The 24235-nt window shown below is 69.1% G+C and carries 25 protein-coding genes, 1 tRNA gene and 1 rRNA gene; 11 read left to right on the top strand and 16 right to left on the bottom strand.

Annotated features, from left to right (window positions below; genetic code table 11):
• Position 1: 1 nt before the first annotated feature.
• Entirely contained in the window at positions 2 to 859 is an 858-nt protein-coding gene (locus ACZ3I4_RS00135) for an STAS domain-containing protein (protein ID WP_465379625.1), read from the bottom strand.
• Between the two features lie 159 nt (positions 860 to 1018).
• Between ACZ3I4_RS00135 and ACZ3I4_RS00130 the strand changes: the two genes are divergently transcribed.
• The 3 genes from ACZ3I4_RS00130 (at position 1019) to ACZ3I4_RS00120 (ending at position 2202) form a co-directional block, all read left to right on the top strand.
• Positions 1019 to 1372: an STAS domain-containing protein gene (locus tag ACZ3I4_RS00130; RefSeq protein ID WP_202997596.1), complete on the top strand. Its 354-nt coding sequence runs from the start codon at positions 1019 to 1021 to the stop codon at positions 1370 to 1372.
• A 104-nt stretch (positions 1373 to 1476) separates the two neighbouring features.
• A complete protein-coding gene (gene mscL, locus ACZ3I4_RS00125) occupies positions 1477 to 1905 on the top strand; it encodes a large conductance mechanosensitive channel protein MscL (protein WP_465380427.1) in 429 nt (142 codons plus the stop codon).
• Positions 1906 to 1968: 63 nt separating this feature from the next.
• A complete protein-coding gene (locus ACZ3I4_RS00120; protein WP_465379624.1) occupies positions 1969 to 2202 on the top strand; it encodes a hypothetical protein in 234 nt (77 codons plus the stop codon).
• Between the two features lie 83 nt (positions 2203 to 2285).
• On the opposite strand, the gene ACZ3I4_RS00115 is transcribed toward ACZ3I4_RS00120, so the two are convergent.
• From ACZ3I4_RS00115 to ACZ3I4_RS00100, 4 genes are all read right to left on the bottom strand, one after another.
• Positions 2286 to 3167, bottom strand: a complete 882-nt coding sequence (locus tag ACZ3I4_RS00115) for a zf-HC2 domain-containing protein (protein ID WP_465379623.1) — start codon at positions 3165 to 3167, stop codon at positions 2286 to 2288.
• Between the two features lie 356 nt (positions 3168 to 3523).
• The gene (locus ACZ3I4_RS00110; protein ID WP_465379622.1) at positions 3524 to 4162 is read right to left on the bottom strand and encodes a CGNR zinc finger domain-containing protein; all 639 of its coding nucleotides are present in this window, start codon (positions 4160 to 4162) and stop codon (positions 3524 to 3526) included.
• Between the two features lie 314 nt (positions 4163 to 4476).
• Entirely contained in the window at positions 4477 to 5880 is a 1404-nt protein-coding gene (sthA, locus tag ACZ3I4_RS00105) for a Si-specific NAD(P)(+) transhydrogenase (protein ID WP_465379621.1), read from the bottom strand.
• Positions 5881 to 5941: 61 nt separating this feature from the next.
• The gene (locus tag ACZ3I4_RS00100; RefSeq protein WP_465379620.1) at positions 5942 to 6400 is read right to left on the bottom strand and encodes a hypothetical protein; all 459 of its coding nucleotides are present in this window, start codon (positions 6398 to 6400) and stop codon (positions 5942 to 5944) included.
• 166 nt (positions 6401 to 6566) lie between these two features.
• Between ACZ3I4_RS00100 and ACZ3I4_RS00095 the strand changes: the two genes are divergently transcribed.
• Positions 6567 to 7478 carry a tetratricopeptide repeat protein gene (locus ACZ3I4_RS00095; protein WP_465379619.1) on the top strand — a complete coding sequence of 304 codons (912 nt, stop codon included), beginning with the start codon at positions 6567 to 6569 and terminating at the stop codon, positions 7476 to 7478.
• Here ACZ3I4_RS00095 and ACZ3I4_RS00090 read toward each other — a convergent pair.
• The 3 genes from ACZ3I4_RS00090 to ACZ3I4_RS00080 all read right to left on the bottom strand — a co-directional run bounded on the left by ACZ3I4_RS00090 (position 7472) and on the right by ACZ3I4_RS00080 (position 9639).
• A complete protein-coding gene (locus ACZ3I4_RS00090; RefSeq protein ID WP_465379618.1) occupies positions 7472 to 8158 on the bottom strand; it encodes an anti-sigma factor in 687 nt (228 codons plus the stop codon). The genes ACZ3I4_RS00095 and ACZ3I4_RS00090 overlap by 7 nt on opposite strands.
• Positions 8112 to 8690 (bottom strand): RNA polymerase sigma factor, encoded by a 579-nt coding sequence (locus ACZ3I4_RS00085; protein WP_465379617.1) that lies wholly within the window; start codon positions 8688 to 8690, stop codon positions 8112 to 8114. Before ACZ3I4_RS00085 ends, ACZ3I4_RS00090 begins: the two co-directional genes overlap by 47 nt.
• Before the next feature lie 127 nt (positions 8691 to 8817).
• Entirely contained in the window at positions 8818 to 9639 is an 822-nt protein-coding gene (locus tag ACZ3I4_RS00080) for a universal stress protein (RefSeq protein ID WP_465379616.1), read from the bottom strand.
• Positions 9640 to 10086: 447 nt separating this feature from the next.
• Here ACZ3I4_RS00080 and ACZ3I4_RS00075 point away from each other — a divergent pair, with 447 nt between their 5' ends.
• The 5 genes from ACZ3I4_RS00075 to ACZ3I4_RS00055 all read left to right on the top strand — a co-directional run bounded on the left by ACZ3I4_RS00075 (position 10087) and on the right by ACZ3I4_RS00055 (position 13656).
• A complete protein-coding gene (locus tag ACZ3I4_RS00075) occupies positions 10087 to 11211 on the top strand; it encodes a glycoside hydrolase family 19 protein (RefSeq protein WP_465379615.1) in 1125 nt (374 codons plus the stop codon).
• A 194-nt stretch (positions 11212 to 11405) separates the two neighbouring features.
• Positions 11406 to 11846, top strand: a complete 441-nt coding sequence (locus ACZ3I4_RS00070; RefSeq protein WP_465379614.1) for a VOC family protein — start codon at positions 11406 to 11408, stop codon at positions 11844 to 11846.
• A 78-nt stretch (positions 11847 to 11924) separates the two neighbouring features.
• Positions 11925 to 12968, top strand: coding sequence for an SGNH/GDSL hydrolase family protein (locus ACZ3I4_RS00065; protein WP_465379613.1), 1044 nt, complete (start codon positions 11925 to 11927; stop codon positions 12966 to 12968).
• A gap of 257 nt (positions 12969 to 13225) precedes the next feature.
• Complete coding sequence (locus tag ACZ3I4_RS00060; RefSeq protein WP_465379612.1) at positions 13226 to 13438, top strand: type II toxin-antitoxin system HicB family antitoxin; 213 nt, start codon at positions 13226 to 13228, stop codon at positions 13436 to 13438.
• The gene (locus tag ACZ3I4_RS00055) at positions 13438 to 13656 is read left to right on the top strand and encodes a type II toxin-antitoxin system HicA family toxin (RefSeq protein ID WP_465379611.1); all 219 of its coding nucleotides are present in this window, start codon (positions 13438 to 13440) and stop codon (positions 13654 to 13656) included. Before ACZ3I4_RS00060 ends, ACZ3I4_RS00055 begins: the two co-directional genes overlap by 1 nt.
• 281 nt (positions 13657 to 13937) lie before the next feature.
• On the opposite strand, the gene ACZ3I4_RS00050 is transcribed toward ACZ3I4_RS00055, so the two are convergent.
• The 3 genes from ACZ3I4_RS00050 to ACZ3I4_RS00040 all read right to left on the bottom strand — a co-directional run bounded on the left by ACZ3I4_RS00050 (position 13938) and on the right by ACZ3I4_RS00040 (position 17681).
• Positions 13938 to 14009 (bottom strand) — tRNA-Lys (locus tag ACZ3I4_RS00050).
• Between the two features lie 124 nt (positions 14010 to 14133).
• Positions 14134 to 15765 (bottom strand): hypothetical protein, encoded by a 1632-nt coding sequence (locus ACZ3I4_RS00045; RefSeq protein WP_465379610.1) that lies wholly within the window; start codon positions 15763 to 15765, stop codon positions 14134 to 14136.
• Entirely contained in the window at positions 15762 to 17681 is a 1920-nt protein-coding gene (locus ACZ3I4_RS00040) for a hypothetical protein (RefSeq protein WP_465379609.1), read from the bottom strand. Before ACZ3I4_RS00040 ends, ACZ3I4_RS00045 begins: the two co-directional genes overlap by 4 nt.
• Before the next feature lie 264 nt (positions 17682 to 17945).
• Here ACZ3I4_RS00040 and ACZ3I4_RS00035 point away from each other — a divergent pair, with 264 nt between their 5' ends.
• Positions 17946 to 19019 (top strand): hypothetical protein, encoded by a 1074-nt coding sequence (locus tag ACZ3I4_RS00035; RefSeq protein ID WP_465379608.1) that lies wholly within the window; start codon positions 17946 to 17948, stop codon positions 19017 to 19019.
• Positions 19020 to 19141: 122 nt separating this feature from the next.
• Here the strand turns inward: ACZ3I4_RS00035 and ACZ3I4_RS00030 are convergent, their stop codons facing one another.
• The 3 genes from ACZ3I4_RS00030 to ACZ3I4_RS00020 form a co-directional block, all read right to left on the bottom strand.
• Positions 19142 to 19519: a hypothetical protein gene (locus ACZ3I4_RS00030; protein ID WP_465379607.1), complete on the bottom strand. Its 378-nt coding sequence runs from the start codon at positions 19517 to 19519 to the stop codon at positions 19142 to 19144.
• 176 nt (positions 19520 to 19695) lie between these two features.
• A complete protein-coding gene (locus tag ACZ3I4_RS00025) occupies positions 19696 to 20823 on the bottom strand; it encodes a glycosyltransferase (RefSeq protein WP_465379606.1) in 1128 nt (375 codons plus the stop codon).
• A complete protein-coding gene (locus ACZ3I4_RS00020; RefSeq protein ID WP_465379605.1) occupies positions 20820 to 21962 on the bottom strand; it encodes a glycosyltransferase family 4 protein in 1143 nt (380 codons plus the stop codon). Before ACZ3I4_RS00020 ends, ACZ3I4_RS00025 begins: the two co-directional genes overlap by 4 nt.
• Before the next feature lie 108 nt (positions 21963 to 22070).
• On the opposite strand from ACZ3I4_RS00020, the gene ACZ3I4_RS00015 reads away from it, so the two are divergent.
• Positions 22071 to 22802 carry a hypothetical protein gene (locus ACZ3I4_RS00015; RefSeq protein WP_465379604.1) on the top strand — a complete coding sequence of 244 codons (732 nt, stop codon included), beginning with the start codon at positions 22071 to 22073 and terminating at the stop codon, positions 22800 to 22802.
• Here ACZ3I4_RS00015 and ACZ3I4_RS00010 read toward each other — a convergent pair.
• Positions 22799 to 23971, bottom strand: coding sequence for a phytase (locus ACZ3I4_RS00010; RefSeq protein ID WP_465379603.1), 1173 nt, complete (start codon positions 23969 to 23971; stop codon positions 22799 to 22801). The two genes, ACZ3I4_RS00015 and ACZ3I4_RS00010, sit on opposite strands and share 4 nt — an antisense overlap.
• 170 nt (positions 23972 to 24141) lie before the next feature.
• A 5S ribosomal RNA gene (rrf, locus tag ACZ3I4_RS00005) occupies positions 24142 to 24235 on the bottom strand; the annotation flags it as partial.

Here is a 24235-nt window from a genome sequence, read left to right as displayed (position 1 = left end):
GTCAGCGGCCCTTCTTGCCCGGGTGGGCCTGGCCGGTCCGGCCGAGGACGTAACGCAGCGCGTCGGCCAGGGACGACTTGGTCGCGATGTCGCCGAACTCGATGCCGAGCGCGACGATCGTCTGGGCGATCTGCGGGCGGATGCCGGAGATGATGCAGTCGGCGCCCATCAGCCGCGCGGCCACCACGGTCTTGAGGATGTGCTGCGCGACCTGCGTGTCGACGGCCGGGACGCCGGTGATGTCGATGATCGCGTACGGCGAGCCGGTGTCGACCAGCGTCTGCAGCAGCCGTTCCATGACGACCTGGGCCCGGGCCGAGTCGAGCGTGCCGACGAGCGGTACGGCGACCACGCCCTCCCAGAGCTTGACGACCGGGGTCGAGAGCTCGAGCAGTTGCTCGGCCTGGTCGGCGATCAGCTCTTCGCGTACGCGGACGTAGCTCTCGAACGTGAAGAGCGCCGCCTCGTCGACGAACGAGGAGAAGGCGATGTAGTCTCGCAGCATGGTGACGTCGATGTTGCTGCTGCCGTCGAGGATCGCCAGCACCGCGTCCTTGAAGGCGTAGATGCTGACGGCCGTCTCGTTGGCGTTGAAGCCCTGCCGGGCGCGGCTCGACGAGAGGTCGGCCAGCTGGGCGCGCAACTCGCCCGCGGGCTCGGCGTCGAGGTCGCGGGCGGCGCCGGCCATCGCCTGCTGGAAGCCGCGCCGCAACTCGGAGGTCTGCCTCTGCAACTCGGCGCGGCTCAACCGGCCGCGCAACGAGGCGGCGACCCGGTCGGTCCAGGCCGCGACCAGGGCCTCCTGATGCTCCTCAAGCAGTGTGGCGAAGCGAGCCGCCTCATCCGAGCTCAGCGTCACCGCTGCCTCCCTCATACCCGTGTCCGGCCTGCAACGGGCGGGACTTTACCATCGCCAGGTCTAATACTTGCTGCCAGCCAAATAACGGCGCGGGGGTTCCCCGTTCTGCGCGCGGCAGACGTCTTGGAGTACCGTTCAGCTCATAACTGGAGGTCCTGAATGTCTCTGACGGTACAAACGGAACAGCGCGCCGACATGGTCGTCGTGTCGGTCGCGGGCGAGCTGGACATGGCCACCGCGCCCCAGCTTCAGGACCAGATCAGTGACCTGCTGGAGAAGGGACGCACCCGGCTGGTCTTCGATCTGGCCGAGGTCTCGTTCTGCGACTCCACCGGGCTCTCGGTCTTCGTCCGGGCCAAGAACAGCACCGACGACGCCGGCGGCACGGTGCGCCTGGCCGCTCCGCAGCGGGGCGTGCTGCGCATCCTCGAGGTCAGCGGCCTGGTCGAGGTGCTGCGCACCTATCCCACGGTTGACGAGGCCGTCAGCGCCCAGGAGCCGGCACTCGACTGAGCTTTCCAGGGTCGTCCCGATCGGCGTAGTTTGTCGCCGACCGGTCGTGGGCACCTGCGGCCGGAAAGATTTACTCGGGCGCGCGGGAGAGCTTCGTGAGCAAGATTGTGCAGGGCTTCAAAGACTTCATCATGCGGGGCAACGTCGTTGACCTCGCGGTCGGCGTCGTGATCGGCGCCGCCTTCACCGGGGTCGTGACCGGCTTCACCAACGGCTTCATCAAGCCGCTGATCCAGCTCATGGGCGGCGGGTCCGGCGTGGGCGCGGGGACCTTCTCGGTCAACAAAGTCCCCTTCGACTACGCCACGTTCCTCAACTCGCTGATCACCTTCCTGATCACCGCCGCGGTGCTGTACTTCTTCGTCGTACTGCCGCTGAACATCCTGGCCGAGCGTCGTCGCCGTGGCGAGGAGCCGCCGCCGAAGGCCCCCGCCGAGGACATCGTGCTGCTCACCCAGATCCGCGACGCGCTGGTCGCCCGGCAGTCGCAGACCCCCGGTTATGGCGAAACTCCGGGGCGTCACCAGCAGTGACTTTTCTGGAAAAGATCATCCCCGGTCCGCGATACTCGAACAGATGTTCGATACGCTGCCGGGATGGAGCAGCGTAAGCACTGGTGGAACGGCAGGTGGGGCCGCACGGCCCGCAAGGATGTCTACTTGCGGGTCAGCGGCGACCAGTGGTACGTGGAGCAGCGCGCGGGCGGCGCCGAGGGCGTCTCACACTTCTTCGAGTACGACAGCGAAGAGGCCGCCCTGGATACAGTCCGCGCGTTGCTCGCCGCCCCCGGCGACTGGCGCGAACTCTCCGTACGCCCGCCGGCCCGCTGACGCTCCCGCTCTGTGCGCCCCTACGCAGCCACGCCGGCCCGCCCTGGCCGCTCCCTGCGGACTGACCGCTCCCCTGCGGCAGATCAAGCCGCCCGGCGCTCGTCGTGCTCGGCCGTCATCGGCCCGCGAGGCACCAGCCGCAGCCCCGGCCGGAAAGTCTCGACCGCCGGCTCCTCCTCGTCGTCGCCGCCCGCAAAGCTGGCCCGCCACGTGCCCCCGTTCGACCGCGCACCGGGCGGCGTGCTCACGAAGCCCCCCGGAATCCGGGAAAGCGCGACGATCAGCAGATAGCCCAAAATCACGAACCCGTGGCTGATCAACCGAGCCGCATCGACCCGGGCCGCCGTGAGGTCGTTGACCGAGAGCAGCAGAAGCATCCCGACAAAGGCCGTCAGCATCGGAACCAGACCCGAGGGCCGCGTACGCCTCAACGCGATGAACAGATAGCCGGTGCCGACGGCCACGTTCCAAGCGGCCGACTCATGCCAGAGATGCCCCGGCGTGGCGTCGAGTCCGGTATGCACGTGGGCCCCCACCACGCCCCCGCCGATCTGGTCGAGTCCCAGAATGAGCTGCACGGCCCCCACCGCCGCCAGCGCCACAAGCAAGACGGCCGCCACCGGGAACGCTCGAAGCCGCTCGCCCCACACACGCCATCGCGCAGTGTTACCCGTGCCCGTGCCCGTGCTGCCCTTGTCCCGAGCCTCGGCCTCGGCCTCGGCGAAAGGCGGAACGGCGACCAGATCACCGCCTCGTCCCGGCAGCGCGGCCAGAATCGCAGCCGTGAGATCGGGCGGCGTGGCCATGCTCGTGCTGCTCAGACGGTTGACCGCCGCCGCACGATCCAGCCATTCCTGGCATCCGGCACATCCCGCCAGATGCGCATCGACCGCAGCCCGCTCAGCCGGATCATCCTCGCCGTCCAGCTGCGCCGAAAGCATCTCGCGCCACCGCTCACAAGCCATACATCAATAGTCGCCCGGCCCACCCCGAGAGTTCCCACCCGAGCGGCTCACATCTCCGGCCCAACAGCCCAGCCCAGGCAGGCCTCAACCGGCCCAACCTGTCCCAGCCCAGCCCGGTCGCTCGAACTAGCCCGGCCCAACCTGGCCAGCCTCAATCAACCCCGGCCCAACCTGGCCAGCTCTGGTAGGCCTCAATCAACCCGGCCCAACCTGGCCAGCTCTGGTACGCCTCAATCAACCCGGCCCAACCTGGCCAGCCCAACCCGGTCGACCTCATCAGCGCCGGCCTCGCCCAGTCAGTTCAAGCCACGGCCCGGCAGACACGGCTCGCCCAGCGAGGATGCGACCACGCCAGGTCAGATGAGGCTTGGCGGGCCCTGCACGGTGGGACGCGGGGGCAGGGCGCCGCTTCCGCCCATCAAGCGCCGCCGCTCGCGGAAAGCTCGCAAGTTGGCAGTGTTGCCGCAGGTGCTCACGTCGTGCCAGACACCGCTGTTGTTGCGGGACGTGTCGAAGAACGCGGCCCGGCAATCGAAGTTGTTGCACAGTTTCAGCCGCGGCCAGATGCCCGCCTGCTGGGCCAGCAGAGCCTCCGCCCACAGCGCCGACGCCAGCCAGCGCGTGCCGCGGCCGGTGGGGACGATGCGCACCCAGCCGTCGGTGTCGGGGACCAGGCTCACTTGGACGTCGGCCGGCGGCAGGGCACCGTCGGGACCCCGGTTGCCGCCCGCGAGGATCACGTTTTCAAAGGTTGTCCGGAGCCGGCGCAGCGAGCGCAGGTCGGACGACGAGATCAGCAGCGTCGGAGCGGGGAGTCCGGAGACCAGGGACCAGGTGTTGAGCGCCTCGGTCAGCCACGGCTGGGCGTCGTCGGCCGTGACCAGCAGGTCGGTGCCGTACGACAAGGGCACGCGCGTGTTCAGCAGCTCTTGAAGGAGCGCCAAACCGGCAGGCGCCTCCCGCACGCCGTGCCGCGCGCTGGCCATCCATGACATAGCCGAAGGGTACTTGATTCTTTTTCATGACCGCTCCCACCTCGGCTTTGGTTCCCCTTAAGAGATCAGATTTTCATCGTTGAGGGGTGGTCCACTTGTGCCGATTCGCCACAGTGCGGACAGTTGATCGCGGGCGCGTAACGAAAATTTCCCGGTAATCATCGTCTCAACTCGCGCGAGCCGAAGGACATTGACGTTCACGATCGCGCTAAAAACGGCACGCTCACGGGCACCCTCCGGGACCATTCCGATAAGTCGTAAAAATCAGGCAGCAAGGGCGGGCCGGCGGCATAGACCGCCCGCCCGCCGAAGACTCAGCCGTCGATCCGCGTGATGTTCCGGATCTTGTTCGAGGCGTCCAGGGCGGCCACCTTGTACGCCTCCGACAGCGTCGGATAGTTGAAGACCGTGTCGACCAGGTAGTCGACCGTGCCGCCACAGCCCATCACGGCCTGCCCGATGTGGACGATTTCGGTCGCGCCCGTGCCGAAGACGTGCACGCCGAGCAGCTTGCCGCTGTCCGGGGCGACCAGCAGCTTGAGCATCCCGTACGAGTCCCCGACGATCTGCCCGCGGGCCAGCTCGCGATACCGCGCGATGCCCACCTCGAATGGCGTCGCCGTCTCGGTCAGCTCGTCCTCGGTCTTTCCGACGAAGCTGATCTCGGGAATCGTGTAGATGCCGATCGGCTGCAGCTGGTGCATCTCGCGGGCCGGTTCGCCGCACGCGTGGTGGGCGGCCAGGCGTCCCTGCTCCATCGACGTCGACGCCAGCGCCGGGAAGCCGATCACATCGCCCACGGCGTAGATGTTGTCGACCGACGTACGGAAATTGCTGTCGACCTCGATGCGGCCGCGCCGGTCGGCTTGCAAACCGGCCGCCTCGAGCGCCAGATCGTCGGTCTGGCCCTGCCGCCCGGCCGAATACATCACCGTGTCGGCGACGATCTTCTTGCCGCTCTTGAGAATGCACAGCGCGGCCGTCTGGTGACGCTCGACCGCGGCCACCTCTTCGCCGAAACGGAACGTCACGCTGAGGTCGCGCAGATGGTATTTCAACGACTCGATAATTTCGTCGTCGCAGAAGTCGAGCATTTTCTCGCGGCGCTCGACCACCGTCACCTTGGTGCCGAGAGCGGCGAACATCGACGCGTACTCCATGCCGATGACCCCGGCGCCGACCACGACCATGCTGCCCGGCACGGACTGCAGGTTGATGACGCCGTCGGAGTCGACGATCGTCCGGTCGTCGAAGTCGACGCTGTCGGGCCGCGCGGGCCGCGTACCGGCCGCAATAATGATCTTGTCGGCGGTGACCTTGGTGTCCCGGCCGCTGCCGCCATCGATCCAGACCGAGTTGGCGTCGGCGAACCGGCCCGTCCCGGTGATCATGGTGACCTTGTTGCGGGCCAGCTGGTTGCGGATGACGTCCGTCTGCCGGCTGATCACGTGCTGGGTGCGGGCGGCGAGATCGCTCACGGTGATCTCGTCCTTGACCCGGTAGCTGCTGCCATACAGGTCACGCTGGCTCAGGCCGGTGAGATAGAGAACGGCCTCACGCAGCGTCTTGGACGGCACGGTGCCGGTGTTGATGCACACGCCGCCGATCATGTCCCGCCGGTCGACGATGCCGACCCGGCGTCCGAGTTTCGAGGCAGCGATGGCGGCCTTCTGACCGCTGGGCCCGGAGCCCAGCACCAACAGGTCGTAGTCATACACAGTGCTTAGCGTCGCAGTGCCGGGCCTTCCGGTCCACCGAGTCCGATTTCTTTTTCATGGTCTATTCACCTCGGGCCACACCCACCCCTTCCCTCGTACGCCGGGGCGCCGGCAGCGCGGTCATCGGGGCGAACGCGGGCGGCCACGCGGTCCCGTAGAGCTCGGCGCACAGAACCACGCTCATCCACGGCACCCACGGCCCGCTCAGCGTCAGCGGCTGGTCCCGCCCGCGGATCTCGAGCGCGACCGACCACGACGCCGGGCCCGGCCGGATGGCCGTGATCGCCCGGAGCGCAATCTCGTCCCGTCCGGTGATGATGAGACGCAGGTTGGTGACGGCCGCAATGCCCCGCCCGCCGCCGTCGACGGTCACCGGCAGCCAGCCGTACTGCTTCTCGCCCGCCCGCAGCGCGACGGTCGGCGCCACCGCCGCCGGCCGTCCACCCCGCCGCACGAGGGCGGTCAGCATCGTCATGGAACGGAAACCGGCCGTCAGTTGCTCGGCGTCGTACTCGGTCACAGCAATCCCCCATTCCCCGCGGGTCACGCTCTGCGACCCCCCGGGCATCGTGCCTCCGCGACGGCCGGGCAACCAGGACGAACCGCCCCCCACGACTTGTTTCCGACGTTCACCCGGCCTGTTCTGCCGTTACCGGCTAATCCTTCCGAGGGTTCACACTGGCACCGTGAGCACCAGGACCAAGCCCGACGTACGCGCCCTGATCGCCGAGGGCGCGGCGAGGGCCGGCGCCGGTGATCACGGCGCAGCCCTGGCCTGCTACACGCGCGTGCTGGCCCGGGCGGCCCAGGGTTCGGCCCGGCAGGCGTGGGAGGTGGCCACCGCGCACATGCACTGGGTCGAGTCGGCCCGCTTCGCCGGTGTGCCGCTGCGGTCCCTGTTTCCGGTGCTCGACGCGGCCGACCGCTACCTCGACTCGATCGGCCACCCCGAGTGGCGCAGCGGGCTGCTGATCCAGCGCGCGGCCACCCATCGTGAGCTGGCCGAATGGGACGAGGCGGTGACCGCGGCCGAGGAGGCGCTGGCGGCCTATGTCGTGGGCGCGCCAGGAACGACGCCGGCGACCCTGCGTTACCGGCTGGGCGACATCCTTCTCGGCGCCGGGCGGCACTACGACGCGGTTCCGCATTTCCGGGCGGTCCTCGACGACCCCGGCGCGAGCCACTACAAGGCGCACGTCGGGCTGGCCAACTGCGCGCTGAGCCGCCACCAGCCGCGCACCGCCGTCCGGCACGCCACCGCAGCCGTACGGGAAGCCGAAGGTCTGGGTGAGGAGACGCTCCGCCTTCCCCTGCACGCCCTGGTCGCCGCTCAGCGAGCCGCCCACGACCACGAGGCCGCCACCGCCACCGCGGCCCGATATCTCGAGGTCGCCGACCGGCTCGGTTCCCCGTACGCGCGCTACTTCGCCCTTCGCAGCGCGACCGATGTGGCGCTCGACCGCCGCGACCTGGCGACCGCCCGTGACCTGCTGACCGATCTCGAACAGCAGGCCACGGTGCTCGACGACGCCAACGGACACCGCCGCCGCTCGGCCGAGGCGGCCAAGCGGCGCAGACGTCTGACCGGCTATCAGTAGGTCAGCGTCCCCCGCAGCAGGCTGCGTCCCGAATGGCCCGAGTCGCCGTCGTGCGGCTCGTCGCTGATGTCGACCAGGCGGTAGCGGTTGAGGTCGGTGCCGGGCGGAACCGGCAGCACGACTTCCGGCTGGTCGGTCAGGTTGCCCAGGGCCACCATCTTGGTCAGGTCGTCCGGATCGATCAGCCACACCTCGTGGAAGCCCGTGGTCAGCGGCAGATTACGCACGTCCAGCCGCATCTGACCGTCATCCAGCACCCGTACGCTCCCCTTCGCGTCCGCGGGCACGGCGGCCAGCGGAGCCAGGGTCGCCCGGGCCGCCACCTGTTCGACCGGGTCCCGCTTGGTGAAGTTGTCGACCGCCACCGTCCCGGCCACGGCCAGCACCGCCGCCGCGGCCGCCGCGAGCACCGGCGTGAGCCAGCGAGGACGCGACCACGCCCGGTCCCGCCGCGCCGGGGCGGGCCGGATCTCCGACGAGATCGCCCGCCACAAGTGCTCCGGAGGCGGTTCCAGGTCGGTCAGGTCCTGCCCGTCGGCGCCCAGGTCGGCGACATGGCGGAACGATTCGAGGTCGCGCCGGCAGCCGGCGCACCCCGCCAGGTGATCTGCCTCGCCGGGTTGTTCCGGTTCCTCAGAGAGCGCGAGAAGGACCAGCCGATCGGGTTCCAGATGCTGCACCGTCCACCTCCCAACGACGTCGCAGGTTGACCATTCCACGCCGGATATGGCTCTTGACCGTACCGAGGGGCAACCCGGTGACGGCCGCTATCTGGGGATGGGTGAGATCGTCGAAGAACGCCAGCTCGAGGGTGCGTCGTTGCTCCTCGGGCAGCCGGCCCATCTCGTCGGCCACGACCAGCCGGTCGACGATCCGTTCCGGGCTCTCCCGTCCGTCAGGCAGCGCGAGCTGCGCCCGTACGGACTCGGCCACCCGCTCGTCACGCGCCGCCGACCGCAGCCGGTCGACCGCCTTGCGCCGGGCGATCCCGAGCAGCCAGCCCAGCATCGTTCCACGCTGCGGATCGTACGAGTCCCGGCCTGTCCACGCCGCAACGAACGTCACCTGCGTGACATCCTCGGCGTCGGCCCGGTTGCCCAGCAGCCGTTGCGCCAGATACAGCACAGCGCCGCCGTGCCGCTCGTACGCCGTGCGCAAAGCTCTCTCGTCGCCGTCGCGCAAACGCTCGGCGATCTCGTCGTCGGAGCTCATCGACCTCCTTCCCGCGCAGGGGTTCCGTGAGTCCTTCGGTGCCACATCCGGTTCGGATGCGTCGAACCCCGGTTTTTCTGCCGGACGGACTCACAGCGCGGGACGCCGTCGCCTGTGGACGGCCTTCTCAGTCGCCGGACGCTCGGATGATGGCCACCGGGCAGTCCGAGTCACGGATCAGCGCCTGGCTGGTCGAGCCGAGCAGCAGCCCGGCCAGCTGACCGCGCCCGCGGGAACCGACAACGACCAGTGCGGCGCCGGACGTCTCCTGGGTGACGACCGACTCGGCCGGCCCCTCCACCACGCGCTCGTACGCGGCCACCGTCGGAAACGTCGAACGCCAGGGCGCCAGTGCGCCGGACAGCACACTCCGGGCCGCTTCCGCCCACTCCTCCCGGGTGGCGGCGCCCGCAGCCGCGGTGGCCAGGGTCCCCGCGCCCGTCGGCACCAGCGGCTGCTGCCACGCGTGCACCGCGAACAGGGCACATTCGCGGCGGGCGGCCTCCTGGAAGGCGAAGGCCAGCGCCGGTTCGCCCGACCGGGAACCGTCAACCGCAACGACAATCGGGCCGACCGGGTCGGTGTCGCCGCGCACGACCACCACCGGGCATGCGGCCTCGGCCACGACCCGCACGGCGACCGAGCCGGCCGCGAAACGCCCACGGTTGCTCTCCCCGAGCACAAGCAGGCTGGACTCCTTCGACGCCCCGATCAGCGCCGGCACCCGGTCCCCCGGCACCTCGTACGCGGAAAAGTCGAGCCCCGAACCAGCTTCCATCACCGCGGCGTTCAGCACCCGCTCGCTGACGCCCACCGGTTCGGCCGTGCGCGCCGCATAAACCAGGCGCAGCGGCCGCCCCGTATCCCGCGCGTGCCGCGCAGCCCACCGAACCGCCACCGCCGCGCCGTCCGACCCGTCCACTCCTACGACTACCGATCGCGCATCCATGCTTCCTGTTTGCCTGGCCGCCTTGGCGGACGCCTCTCGGCAAGATGACAGTTTCCGCTCATTCGACTTCCGCACCGAGCCACGTATCCACCGGATGCCGCATGCGCTGAAGAGCGCGACACCAGAAAGGCCACCTCGCCAACGTCCGCAATCGAGCTCCCGAACGTACGAAAGTTCGCGACCACTTCGCCTGCACAGCCGCCACGCGACGGTGACCTCGGTTGAAGACTGTGGGTGCTGTTGTCAGTTACTTGCCCTCAGGGGTGATGTCTCCTCCGCCGCTCCAGCCGCGCTGGACGGTGAGTACGGCTCGGCCTGCACTCTTCTCAAAAACATTGAAGTTTCTTTACTGATGGCTTGACGGGGCATGGGTGCGTGCAGTTGGGTCGGTTCTGCCCCCAATTTCCCTGCACTCCAGCGCGCTCCTCGACGCGCGGAAGGTGATTCATGTCCAAAAAACGGCTTCTGTCGATTCTGGCCGTCGTCAGCGTCGGCGTGGCCGGCGCTGCCGCGGCTATTTTGCCGATGGCAGCGTCGAACGCGGCTGAGGCCTGCGTCGCCGCGTACAGCAACTCGGCCGTCTACACGGGTGGCACGCGTGCGTCGCACAACGGGCGCAACTGGACCGCCAAGTGGTGGACCCAGGGCGAGACGCCCAGCACCGGCGGCACCGGCGTGTGGGCCGACAACGGTGTCTGTGGCGGCGGCACCACCCCGCCCCCGCCCGGTAACGGTGGCGGCGGCACGACCTGTAACCACCCGAACTGGGTGGCCGGCCAGTGGTACGACGCCGGCGCGGTCGTGCGCTACACCAACGGGCAGTACTACAAGGCGACCAACGCGAACCCGGGCTACGACCCGGTCATCAGCACCTGGTACTGGTCGCCCTTCTCCTGCACCGGTGGCGGTGGCAGCACCACGCCCCCTCCGCCCGGCAACGGCGGTGGCACCAGCGGCTTCCCGGTCAGCGAGGCGCAGTTCAACCAGATGTTCCCGAGCCGGATCCCGTTCTACTCGTACGCGGGTCTGATCGACGCCATGAAGAAGTTCCCGGCGTTCACCAAGACCGGCAGCGACACGGTCCGCAAGCAGGAGGCCGCGGCGTTCCTGGCGAACATCAACCACGAGTCGGGTGGCCTGGTCTACGTCGAGGAGATCAACCAGGCGAACTGGCCGCTCTACTGTGACCGGAACCAGTCGTACGGCTGCCCGGCCGGGCAGAGCGCGTACCACGGTCGCGGACCGATCCAGCTGAGCTGGAACTTCAACTACAAGGCGGCGGGCGACGCGCTCGGCATCGACCTGCTCAACAACCCGGACCGGGTCAAGAACGAGGCGTCGGTCGCCTACCAGACCGCGGTCTGGTACTGGATGACGCAGCGGGGCCCGGGCACGATGACGCCGCACGACGCCATCGTCAACGGCCGCGGCTTCGGCGAGACCATCCGCAGCATCAACGGCTCGCTCGAGTGCAACGGCGGCAACCCCGCCCAGGTGCAGAGCCGCATCAACGCGTACAACCGGTTCACCGGCATCCTCGGTGTGACCCCGGGCGGCAACCTCTCCTGCTGACCGCCGCGATCGTCAGGGCCGTCCCACGCGGGGCGGCCCTTTCGCGTCGCCATGGGGTGCCTTTCAGGCAGGCCCTGTCGGTGCGCACAGCTTGCCGCCTCCGTACGATTCCGCGCACCGATCTTGCCGAAGGCGTTGTTGATGTGTGTCTTCACGGGTCTTCTCGGCAACGACCAGCGCGGCAGACTAATCGGATGAATCGAGAGGGCCGCAGCGGAAACAGGCCGACCACGGGCACGCCTCATCACATCGAGATCTGGGTGCCCGACCTCGACCGGGCCGTGCTCAGCTGGGGATGGCTGCTGTCCGAGCTGGGCTACACGTTGTTCCAATCCTGGAGTGCCGGACGCAGCTGGCTTCTGGGACCGACCTACATCGTCGTCGAGCAGTCGCCGGACTTGACCGCGGCCGACCACGACCGCCGGCGGCCCGGCCTCAACCATCTGGCCTTTCACGTGGAAGGCGCCCACCTCGTCGACGCCCTGACCCGGCAAGCGCCCCAGCACGGCTGGACCCTGTTGTTCCCCGACCGCCATCCGAACGCCGGCGGCCCGGACCACCACGCCGCTTACCTGGAAGACTCCGACGGCTTCGAGGTCGAACTCGTCGCCATATCCGAGGAAGCCGCTCGCTGAATCAGAGGCGCCGGTCAGCACCCGACCCGCACCCGCCAAGTGACCGGCTGCGCACCCGCACCGGCCGATTCCTCTGGCGTGAAGATCCGCATCGCTTCCCGCCTCGGCGGCATCAGCCTCGCAGCCGCCACGCTTGTGGCCGCCACGCTGTCCGGACCGACCGCCGCCGTCGCCGCGCCGGACGCCACGCCCGCCGCCGTCTCGGCTGCGGCGGGTCTGGAGGACGCCCCGCTCAGGGTCATGCCGCTGGGCGACTCGATCACCTGGGGCAGCGGGTCGGCGGACTCACGGATCGGCAACCGGACCGGCGTTCCCACGGCGAGCGGCTACCGCATCGACCTGCGGAACCGGCTCGATGCCGCGGGTCTGAGCGTGGACTTCGTCGGCTCGCGGCAGGCCGGCCCGCCGGGGGCGGACACCGACAACGAAGGCCACTCCGGCTGGCGCATCGACCAGATCGCCGCCGAGGTCGACGGCTGGCTGGCCACCTACCGGCCGGACGTGGTCCTGCTGCACATCGGCACCAACGACATGGCCCAGAACAGGAGCGTCAGCGGCTCGGCCGCCCGGCTGTCCGCACTGATCGACCAGATCCGCGCCGCGAGTCCGGACGCCGACATCTTCGTGCAGAAACTCGTCCAGGGCCACGTCGATCCCTACAAGAGGCGGATCGCGGCCTACAACGAGAAGATCCCCGGCATCGTGGCCGGCAAGGACGCCAAGGTGCACCTGGTCGACCAGTCGTCGATCGGCGGCTTGTCCATCTTCGACAACCTGCATCCCAACGACCACGGCTACGCCAAAATGGCCTACAACCTCTACCGGGCCATGGCCAAGGTCTACCTGGGCGGCAGCATCTGGTCAACCGGCAGCAACCCGTACGCGGCCACCGCCGCAACCCTGTGCTTCCAGATCAACACAACCGTGGTCGGCCGGTGGACGTGGCACGCCGAATGCGGCCACTGGACGCTGCACACCGCCAAGACGACCACCGAATGGCAGCGGCGCGGCACCATCATCCAGACCTACTTGGTAGTCGTTAGGGCCCACTACGAGGCGCGTACCCGCGTCGTCAACACGTGGCTGTCCGACGACCCATACGTAACCAACGTCCGCCGATAGCGGTGTCGCCCAGCAAACCAAACGCGCGGAGCTTCCGGGGGCCTCGGCCCCCGGCGCAGACATGACGAAGCGACCAGGTTCGCGCTTTCCGCCAACACAGGTCGCCCTCGACTCGTGGGCCGCACGTTGCACCATGCGAACCACCCAGCCATCGTCACAGGCAGCTCGCTACCGGGGCATTTGACCAGCTCACAGCCGGACGGGCGGTGATGGAAACGCTCTGACAGTCGATCATTGAATCGCGCTATCGTGACCACATGGCCGAATCTCGCACGGTAACTGTGCCGGTCGTCGTGGAGCGCGACGAGGACGGCGTGTGGTGCGCCCACGCGCAACTGCGTCCGGGCGTGGGCGCGCACGGCGAGGGCGACACCGAGGAAGCCGCGCTTGAGGACCTCCGCGAGGCGCTGGCCGGCCTCATCGAAGAATTCGGCATTCCCCGAGAGCTTTCCGTCACCGTCGCTGCCTGATGCCGCCCCTTCCCGCTGTCTCCGGCTCCCGCGTCGTGCGCGCTCTGGAAAGGCACGGATTCAAGGTGGCAAGAGTTGCCGGCAGCCATCACGTCATGCGTCACCCCGACGGACGGGGCACCACAGTTCCAGTGCACGGCAACCGCGACATCGCCAAGGGCACCGTGCGAGGCATCCTCAGCGATGTCGGCATGACGATCGACCAACTCGCACCCTGAGCGCCCTGCCTGATGAAGGCGAATCCACCCGGAACCACGACGCAGCGCAACCCATAGACACCGTGGGACTTCCGGGGGCTGGTCCCCGGCGATGCGGAACCACGACGCAGCGCAACCGACAGACACCGTGGGGCTTCCGGGGGCTCGGCCCCGGCGATGCGGAACCACGACGCAGCGCCACCAATAGACACCGTGGGGCTTCCGGGGGCTCGGCCCCCGGAGCAGACATGACGAGGCGACCAGGTTCGCGCTTTCCGCGAACACAGGTCGCCCTCGACTCGTGGGCCGCCGGGGACTCGAACCCCGAACCTATGGATTAAAAGTCCACAGCTCTGCCATTGAGCTAGCGGCCCGCGATCATAGAGTACCTGTGGCCCACCCGATCCCCGTGCAGGTATCCGGTCTATGGGTTCGCCGCAGGTCGAAGGGGGCGCGGAACCAGCGTTCCGCGCCCCGTTTCACAGCACTGCGGGATGCCTAGTCGGCGATTTTGACGTCGTCGATCAGGCCACGGTAACCGCCGGTGCCGGCCGGCTGGTCGTAGCCCACCACCAGGGTGGTGACCTTCTTACCGGCCAGCGCGCCCAGGGGCACGACGATCTCGTTCCACTTGCCGACCGTCACCTTGTTGCACTGGTAGGCCGGGTGGGCCCGGTTGCCCTTGGTGTCGTTCAGGCGGCTGTCGCGCAGGTTCTTGCCGTCGCTGAAGAGCAGGTCGACCGCCACGCACGTGCTGTTGGCCGGTTTGACCTCGGGGCGCACGGTGTTGGCCTGCGGGAAGATCCAGTACGACAGCTTGGTCGACGACTTCACCGTGATCCGGCTCAGGGCCAGGGACTTCAGGTACGCGTACGACTTGGTCGCGTTGTTGTCCAGGCCGGAGTACATGAGAGCGGTGGTTCCGGTGTGCCCCGTTCCCGACCGCACTCCCAGCTCGGGGCCGGCCAGATTGCAGCAGATCCCGGCCACGTTCAGGATGCCGTTCTTGAACGCCACCGTGTTCGACCAGCTGGGCAGCACCTCACCGGCGCCGAAGCTGGTCGCCAGGTCGAGGTCGTACTGACCGGCGCGCAGGAAGTCGTCGAGCTGGGTCGGGGTTCCGGCCAGCGCCTTGTCGGTCCAGTAGACCAGGTTCAGGTCCTTGTTCTTGACCGCCGTCGTCTTGATCTGCTGGGCCAGGACCCGGTCGGCCTGGTACTTGCGGTCGAGCGCGATCTGGATGTCACGGTCGACCGCCTGGTGGAGGCCGGTGTCGATGAACGCCTTCCACACCACCTGGTCCAGGCTGCGGGTCGCGGCGATGGCGGCCGCCTGCACCTCGGTGCCGTCGTCGGTGAAGTTCCAGACCCGGATGATGAAGTCCCGGTCGGGCAGGTCGAGCAGCTCGTCGGTGACGCCCAGCCCGATCCGGTTGGCCGCCAGCTTCTTCGACGCCCGCGCCCGCTCGGCTGCCTTCTGGGCCTCGGTCTTGGCCTCGTCGGCCGCGATCCGGTCGTCGATGTCCTGCCGGGCCGCCTCGGCCATGCCGGTCGCGATGAACGCGGTCCGGTCGGCGTCGCTGCCGTCGCGGGCCGCACGCGCGGCCGCCTTGACCTTGGGCCACTTGACGTCGTCGGAGACCCGTTCCCAGATCAGCCGTACGAAGTCGGTGTCGGTGCCGTTGAGCAGCGTCGAGTCGGCCACGACGTCGATGCTGGCCGTGGCGGCCGTACGCGCCAGGTCGCTGACCCGCTTGGCCTCGGCCTCGGCCCGTTCCCGCTCGACGTCGCGGTCGAACGCGGCGAACACCTCGACCGTGATGAACTCGTACGAGAGCTGGTCGGTCTCGTCCGGATCGGCGGCGAACGCGGTTTCGGCCGCCACCCGCACCTCGACCTGGTCGGGGTTGTCCTTGACGTGGTCCCAGATGCCGATGACGAAGTCGCGGTCGGCCTTCTCGAGGAGCTCGAAGTCGTCGCCGAGCCCGAATTTCACGGCGACGGCGAGCTTCTGGTTGTAGTTCGCCGACGAGGCGGCCAGCACCACTGAGGCCGGGGCCGCGACGACGGCGGCGGACGTCCCGAGGACAAGCGACATCGCCACACCGGCGGCGAAGACGAGTTTCCTCATGCCGGGCTCGCGGCCATCTTGAACGTGGTGAACGGCGCCGCGACGGCACCGGTGTTGACGTAGCCGACACCGTCGTTGGCGATCACCGCGATGCGGTTGGTCTCCAACGCCATCGTGTACGAGCCGGTACGCACCTGGGTCCAGAGCGCGGACAGGCCGCCCTCCTTGACCTGCACGACGCCGTCGGTGTGCACGACACCGATACGGGTGCCGGCCAGGGTCAGCTGCCGGACCGCGCTGTGCTCGGTGACCCAGTTGGCGTTGAGGGCGCCGTCCTTGACGGACGCGACGTTGTCCGTCCGCAGGACGCCGATGCGGGTGCCCGACATCACGAGCTGCTTGACCGCACCCTGCTGGACGGACCAGTTCGTCGAGGCGGTGGTGCCGTCCTTGACCAGGGCGACGAGGTCGGGCCGCACGATGCCGATCCGGGTGCCGGACAGGACCAGCTGCGTGACCGCGGTGTCGTACTGCTTGACCCAGCCGGCGTTGAGCGCGCCCTGCTTGACCCAGGCGATGTTGTCGGTGCGGATCACGCCGATCCGGTCGGCCGACATCACGAGCTGCTTGACCGCGGTGTGCTGCTGCGTCCAGCCGGCGCTCAGGCCGCCCAGCTTGACCAGGGCGACGCCGGCGTTGGTGAGCACGCCGATCCGGTTGCTGGCCAGCACGAGCTGCTTGACGTTCGTGTACTGCTTGACCCAGGGGGCGTCGAGGCCACCCTCCTTGACGTACGCCGTGCCGTCCGCGGTGAGCATGCCGAGCCGCGTGGTCGTGAGCGCGAACTGCGTGACGTCCGGCCCGATCTGGAACTGCCCGACGCGCACGAACTCGGCGACCTTGTTGGCGTCGCCGGCCAGCGCGGCGCGGGCGGCGGCGGCCAGGCCACGCTGCGAGTTCTTGGTGGCACGGTCCAGAATGGCCTGCGCGAGGCGGCGGTCCTCGGCCTCCACCTTGGCCAGCGCGATCTGGATGTCGCGGTCCTTGGCGGCGTGGATGCCGGTGTCGATGAACGCCTTCCACACGGGCGCTTCGAGGCTGCGCGCGGCAACGATGGCCGCGGCCTGCACCTCGCTGCCGTCGTCGGCGAAGTTCCAGACCACGGTGACGAAATCACGGTCGGGCAGGCTCAGCAGCTCTTCGGTGACGGTCAGGCCGATGCGGTTGGCCGCCAGCTTCTTGGCGGCGCGGGCGCGCTCCGCGGCCTTCTCGGCTTCGGTTTTGGCCTCGTCGGCCGCGATCCGGTCGTCCACGTCCTGGTGAGCGGCTTCGGCCATCCCGGCCGCGATGAACGCACGCCGGTCCTCGTCGCTGCCGTCGCGGGCCTCGCGCGCGGCCGCCTTGACCTTGGGCCACTTGACGTCCTCGGAGACCCGTTCCCAGATCAGCCGTACGAAGTCGGCGTCGCTGCCGTCGAGCAGCGTCGAGTCGGCCACGACGTCGATGCTGGCCGCGGCGGCCGCACGGGCCACGTCGCTCGCCCGCTTCTCGTCCGCTTCCCGCTTCACCCGCGCGAGGTCACGGTCGAATGCCGTGAACACGCCGTCGATGATGAACTGGTAGCAGGCCTGGTCGACCGAGTCTTCCTCGAGCGGCTCGGCGCTGAACGCGGCCTCGGCGGCGAGGCGCACCTCGGAGTGGGCCGGGTCGTCCTTGACGTAGTTCCAGATGCCCACGACGAAGTCGCGGTCGGCCTTCTCGACCAGCGCGAAGTCTTCGCCCAGGCCGAACTTCACGGCGACGGCGAGCTTCTGGTCGTACCTCGCGAGTTTGCCTTCGGCGAGCGCCGAGAAGGCGGAGACGTGGGCGGGAGCGGGAGCGGCCTGCGCTGTGCCCGCCGTGGTGGCGGTGAGGGCGGCTACCGCAACGCCGGCAGCCATCAGCGGCCGCGCCCAGGCGCGGTTTATCGATGTCATGAAATTAGTCCCCGTGGTTGGTTCGAGTGCTGCACATGCCCGTGGTGACCTTCTACCTGCTGTTTCGACGCAGGCAAGAGCCACACGGAGGGCAAGGAGATCGATGTCGGCCGGTACGTTAGCGTTCGGTCACCCTCGGGCACAAGGCCGCGACACTGTGACCAACGTCGTCGCGCCGCCCCCACGGGGATCGAGGTTTCATGCTTGAATGGCCGCGACCGCATAGCGATCGATCAATTGAAGTGTTCACGGGGGAAACTGAATATGCGTACGCGTGCAGCAGCGCTCGCGCTGGTTGCGGTGATGGGCGTCGTGACCGTTCCGGCAGCAGCCTGGGCTTCGTCGCCCAGCGCCTTGGTCACCTTCGCCGACGAGTGGGATCCGGCCGCGGCCGATCGCCTCTTCGTGCAATGGTTGTCAACCGACGATCCTCGGCTGGCCGTTCGCAGTTCCGCCCGCGGCGCGCTGGGCAGCGGCGACGCGGCGATCGCCGAGTTCCTGGCCTTCGGGTGGGACGATGCCATCCGGCGGGCCGACCAGATCCGGACGCGCAATGTGGACTACACCACGCGCATGGTCAACACTCATCCGCCGCAGTTCTATCCGCGCGTCCACGCGGGTGGCCTTCGGGCGTTGGCCGGCACCGACGCTCAGCTCGACGAATACGTGAAGACCGGGTATGCGAAGGCGCTCAAGCAAGACCGCGATGACATCGAGGACGACGAAGAGCAGGCCGAGGCGATCCGTCAGGACGACCGCAACTACATCACTCTGCTGAGCACGGAGGACCCGGGCCCCCAGGTGCGCGAGTGGGCGTTCCGAGCCCTCGCTTCCGGCAAGGACGCCGACGTGGTCGAGTTCTTCCGGTACGGCTGGGTCAGCGCGTCCGGTCTCGACATGCAGATGTTCCGCACCCGCCTGGCCAACCTGGACCGCGCCTGGCACGTGACGTCACGCAACCTGGTCATCGAGGCGCAGGCCGCCGAGAAGGCCGCCCGCGAGACCGCCGGTGAGGCGCAGGCACAGAAGCGGGCCGCCGCAGCTCGCGCCTGGGCCGCCGTGGGCGCGCAGACCAGTCCGGCCCGGGTGGCTTGGGCCAACGCCGAGGATGTGGCGCTGCACCAGGCCGACACGTGGCTGGAGGTGTCGCAGGCCGCGGGCTCGTCGACCAGCACGAACTGGCTGACGATCGCCGCTGCCTCGCAGGACGCCCGCGCCGACTGGCAGTCCGAGCGGGAGAACGCGTCCACTCAGGCGGCCGCCTGGATCGCTCTCTATCAGCAGGCCCTGAGGGCCGAGGCGGCCATGCTCGAACCGGTCACGCCGGCCGGGCAATAAGTCCCGCAACAAATCGAGTGCCGGGCGCATGAAGCGCCCGGCACTCGACGGGGACCCAAGGGAAGTGACCAGAAATTGCTTCCGGGGCGACTCCTCAGCTAATCATTGAGCAATTCGATATGTCAGCGGTGACCGCGCAGCCCGTGCCCGTGGTGGCCGCCGCCGTGGTGACCCGGCCGGTTCCAGCCCCAGCCACGCTCCACCTCGAGGGCGAACACACCCCGGCCGAAGCCGCGGCGCTGGTAGTCACACTCGTAGTCGCTCCACCGGCCGAAACGCTCGCCGACCCGCCCGGCCAGCTCACAGGCGCGGTAGGAGCGGTAGTAGCCGACCACCACGTCCCGGTCCCGGTGCTTGTCGGCCTGGGCCGTCCGGTTGGGCTGGGACTGGGCAGCGGCCGTCGGCGAGGCGTCCGCCGCCTGCGCCGGCCCGACGCCGAAGGCCACCCCGGCCAGCAGACCCATGCCGGCCGTCACCAGGAGCCGCGTCATCTTGTTCATGCCTATTTCCCCTTCCAAGCGGTTCGCTTTCCATTCCGTGTTGCATGATCAGGAAAGCACCCCGGGCCGGACAAATAGTGCATTCAACACGCCAAGTAACCCGGACGATTGATAGCCGAAAAGACGAGTGCCACTAATACGTTTCGGTGGCCCGGAAACGGATAAATAGCGGCTGGTTACTTGTGCAGCACGGCGACCCTGGGGGCGCCGTGCGCGGACAGGAAACCGGCCACCGACCGGTCCCACGGGAAGAGTTCCGCTTGCGCGCGCGCCGCGGCCCGGCGTACGGATTCGGGGCGCGACAACAGCGTGCGGACGGCTTCGGCATAGGCCGGACCGTCGCCCGACGCGGCCACTCCGGCGTCACCGATCACCTCGGGCAGCGCGCTCTCCGAGCTCACGACCACGGGGGTGCCGCTGGCCAGGGTCTCGAGCGCGGCCAGGCCGAACGTCTCGATCGGGCCGGGGGCGATCGCCACGTCCACAGTGGCCAGCAGCGACGACAGTTTCGCCTGGTCGGTGAGGTGGCCCAGGAAACGTACGGGAAGGCCCCGGTCGGCCGCCTCGGACTGCAGAGCGGTTCGCAGCGGACCGCCACCAGCCACGACGAGAACCGCGGGCACGCCCGACCGGCGCAACGCGGCCAGCGCCTCGAGCGAGCGGCGGGGCTTCTTTTCGGGGGAGAGCCGGCCGCAGTGCAACAACAGCACGTCGTCGGCGGCCGACCAGTGTGTGCGCATCGCCGGATCCTGGTTGGCCGGCGTGAACCGCTGCAGGTCGACACCCAGAGGCACCTGAGTCAGGTTCCGTACGCCGAGACGAGCGAACTCGGAGGCCGCCCACCGCGTCGTGCACACGATCCGGTCGTGCTCGGCGGCCGTCCGCGCGTTGACGAGATCGCCGGCACGACGGCTGACACCCGGCCCGAACAGCCGCAACAGCCCGTCGAGGCTCTCGTGCGAGACCATCATGGACGGCACGCCGTGGCGTTTGGCCCAGCGGCCCAGCCAGCGCAGCGTCGATCGGTCGGAGATTTCAAGGCGATCGGGACGCAGTGCGCGCAGGATGGAGCTCACCCGGCCACGGTCGAGCAGCACGCGGTAGCCGCCCATGCCGGGCACGAGCGGGCCGGGCAGCGTGATCACCCGGCCCTGATCGGTCATCTCGTCGGATTCGCGGGCGCCCGGAACGACCAGGACGGGCTCGTGACCGGCGGCGCGGTAGCCGGCGCCCAAATGGCGCAGGGCGGTGCGAAGACCTCCGGACCGGGGTGTCACGAAGTTCGCCACCCGGACGATCCTCACGCGGCCACCGCCCGGCGCTCGACGTAACCGACGCTGCACGCCTCACCGTAGTGGCCGAGCAGCTCCTCACCCACCGCGTACCAGCTGCGGCCCTCGATGGCCTGACGTCCGGCGGCCCCGAAGACCGCGCGCTTCGCCGGGTCGGCCACCAGGTCCCGTACGGCCGAGGTGAAGCCCCCGGATTCGAAGGGCGGAACCAGGAAGCCGGTGTGGTCGTGGCCGACGAGATCGATCGGACCACCCGCGTGCGGCGCGACGACCGGCAGCCCGCTCGCCATCGCCTCCTGCACGGCCTGACCGAACGTCTCGTATGGACCGGTGTGGGCGAAGATGTCGAAGCTCGCGTACAGCCGGGCCAGCTCCTCCCCCCGGCGCACACCCAGGAACGTCGCACCCGGGAGGGCCTTGTGCAGCTGCGGCGCCGCCGGGCCGTCGCCCACGATCACCAGCCGTACGCCAGGAAGCCGGCTCACGTCGCCCAGCAAGTCGATCTGCTTCTCGACGGCGAGCCGGCCGACGAAACCGACCACGACCTCGCCGTCCGGGGCCAAGTCACGCCGCACCTCGGCACTGCGGCGGCCCGGATGGAACAAGTCGTCGTCGACCCCGCGCCGCCACAGGTGAACCCGTTCGACGCCGTGCGCGTCGAGGGCCAGGGCCGATTCGGACGACGGCACCAGGGTGCGCGAGGCCAGGTTGTGAACGGTCTTGATCCACTTCCAGGCGGCGCCCTCGGTCATGCCGACCTTGTAGGCACGGGAGTACGCGGCCACGTCGGTCTGATAGACGGCCACCGTGGGCAGGCGCAACGTACGCGCGGCCAGCATGCCCCACGCGCCCAGCACGAACGGGCTGGCCAGGTGAACCAGGTCGGTGCCGAACGCGCGTAACGCGCCGGTGAGGGCGGGGGTGGGCAGGCCCAGCCGGATCTGGGGATAGCCGGGCATGGGCAGGGAGGGGATGCGGACCACCGGGTAGGGAACGTGGACCGGGGTGTCGCGCACCGCGGGAGGAGGCTGCGGTGCGATCACCATCGGCTCGTGCCCGCGGCGCAGCAGGTGTTCGGCCGTGCGCACCACCGAGTTGGCGACGCCGTTCACATCGGGGAGGAACGACTCCGTGACCAGAGCGACTCGCATGCAGTCACGATGGGCCGCGTCCATGTCCGGCACACCGTACGTGCCGTAGCCGGATCACAAACGCTGCTCAAACGACTAGGAGGTGCGCCGCGCGGGTAAGCCCCCGCCGTGAGGTTCCGGACGGTGGCGCTGGTGCTCGTGATCGGCCTGGTCGGTGGATGCGACTGGGCCGGCGGTGATGGCCGCGACCGCAACCCCGAGAACCGCCCCGGCTACGTTCTCGGTGAACGCGAGGGCGCCCCGCACCGGATCCGCGGCGACGGCGACGTGACCTCGTTCCAGCTTTTCGGCGGCGCCGACGCGGTGCGCGTCCGGCTCGGTGACCTGGGCGGCGACCTGTACGAACTCTCCACACCGGACGATTCCAAGGCCGCGCCGACGGCGTCGATCGAAGGACCGGACCTGGTCGCGGGCCTGCGCGACACCGGCCAGGGCGGCCCGGCGGTGCTGACGGTCGTGCTCAGCGACGACGTGCGCTGGCAGGTCCGGCTCGCGGGTGGCGCCCAGGACCAGTCGGTCGACCTGACCGGCGGCCGGGGCGGCGATGTCGACTTCAGTGCCGGCACGGCCCGCGCCGCCGTGGTGCTGCCGGCCGCCGACGGAACCCAGAAGGTCACTCTCGGCGGCGGTGCCAGCCTTCTTTCCGTACGGTTGGCCGGCCGGGCGCCCGTACGCGTCTCCGCCCTGGGTGGCGCGGGCAGCGTCACGATCGACGGAGAGGTGCACACGGGCGTGCCGGGCGGCTCGGTCTGGGTGCAGAACGGCTGGGACGGCGCGGCCGCGCGATACGACGTCGACGCCACGTCCGGGGTCGCAACGGTGACGGTCGAACGCTTCTAGAAGATCTCTCGCCAGTCCACGTATTTGAAGTTGGTGCTGACCCGGCCGTCGTCGGGCTTGTTCTCGCCGTCGTGCAGCACCAGCAGGCCCTTCGGATATCCGGGCAGCGGCACGCTCGTCACGGCCGCACCGTCGGAGTGCTGCACGCCGTCGGTGCGCTTGCCGTCGACGGCCCGGAAGCTCTTGATCGGCCGGTTGGTGCGACGCTCGTACACATAGAACTTGCTGTCGCCCTGGCTGGAGACGACCAGATAACCGTCCCGCCGGCCGGTCGGATAGATCGCGGCCCCCTCCACGTCGGCCCGAATGCGTCCGGCCTCCTTGGCGGGCTCGCCGACCGTGCACTCCTCGGTCTCCGGGTCATAGGTGCCGGGAGCTCCGTATTCGGCGACGCGCTCGACGACCCGGGGAACGCCAATGAACCGGTCGCGGTCGAGCCGGATCTTCCACAGGGCGACGTCCTCCTGCGCGGCGTAGAGCACACCGGCTTCGGCGTCGACAACCATGCCTTCGATCTGCGGTTCCTCACCCGGCTCGAGGCACGGCGTCCACGTGGCCCCGCTCGCGAGGCGGAACTCCTTGGGCAGGTCGAGCGTGTCGGTGACGCGGTAGCTGACGGCGTTCTTGCGCTCCTCCAGCCGGAAGATGCCCAGACGCGTGGTGTGGCGGCGGCTGACAACGGCATATTTCCCGTACGTCGCCAGGCCGTACCCGGTCGCCTGGGTTTCGACCTCGGTGTCGTCCTTGGAGAAGAGCAGCGGGGCGTCGGCCGCGGTCACGTCGGTGAGCTTGCCCGACGCCTCGATGCGGTAGATGCGCAGCTTGTCGAGCCCACGATCGGTGACGACGGCGTAGTCGTGACGCCGGCTGCCGAACCCGGTCACCAGGTCGACGTTGTTGAACCGGCCGCCCGCGGGCGGCTGGATCGACTGCACCTCGCGGCCGGCCAGGTCGTAAACGCGGAGGCCACCGTTCTTGGCGGTCCCGATGACCCGGCTGCGCGACTTGTCGGCGCGGTTGACCCAGATCGCCGGGTCGTCGGCATCCGCGTCGCCTCCGGCCTCGTCATCGAACAGCGGGGGCGTCTCGACGGACGCGGTGATCTCCCGGAGCTGGCCCTCGGTGGGCCGCTCACCGGCCTGGGCGGGCGCGGCAACGGCGGTGCTCAAGGCAACCAGGGCAACGATCCCCACGGTACGACGCATAGCCTGTGACACTCCCCGATAAACCTGGCGCTGAGGTGGCCGCCGGTTGAACACCACACCGTAGTCGGTCGTGTAAAGGCCCGTAAACGACAGTAGGCCCACCCCGTATGGGGTGGGCCTGCTGTTCACGTTGAGTCCGGCGGCGTCCTACTCTCCCACACCCTCCCGAGTGCAGTACCATCGGCGCTGGAGGGCTTAGCTTCCGGGTTCGGAATGAGACCGGGCGTT

This window comes from Actinoplanes sp. NPDC021490, assembly GCF_055562135.1.
The sequence above is the reverse complement of the archived record's forward strand: the minus strand, read 5'-3'. Positions and strand labels throughout refer to the sequence as shown.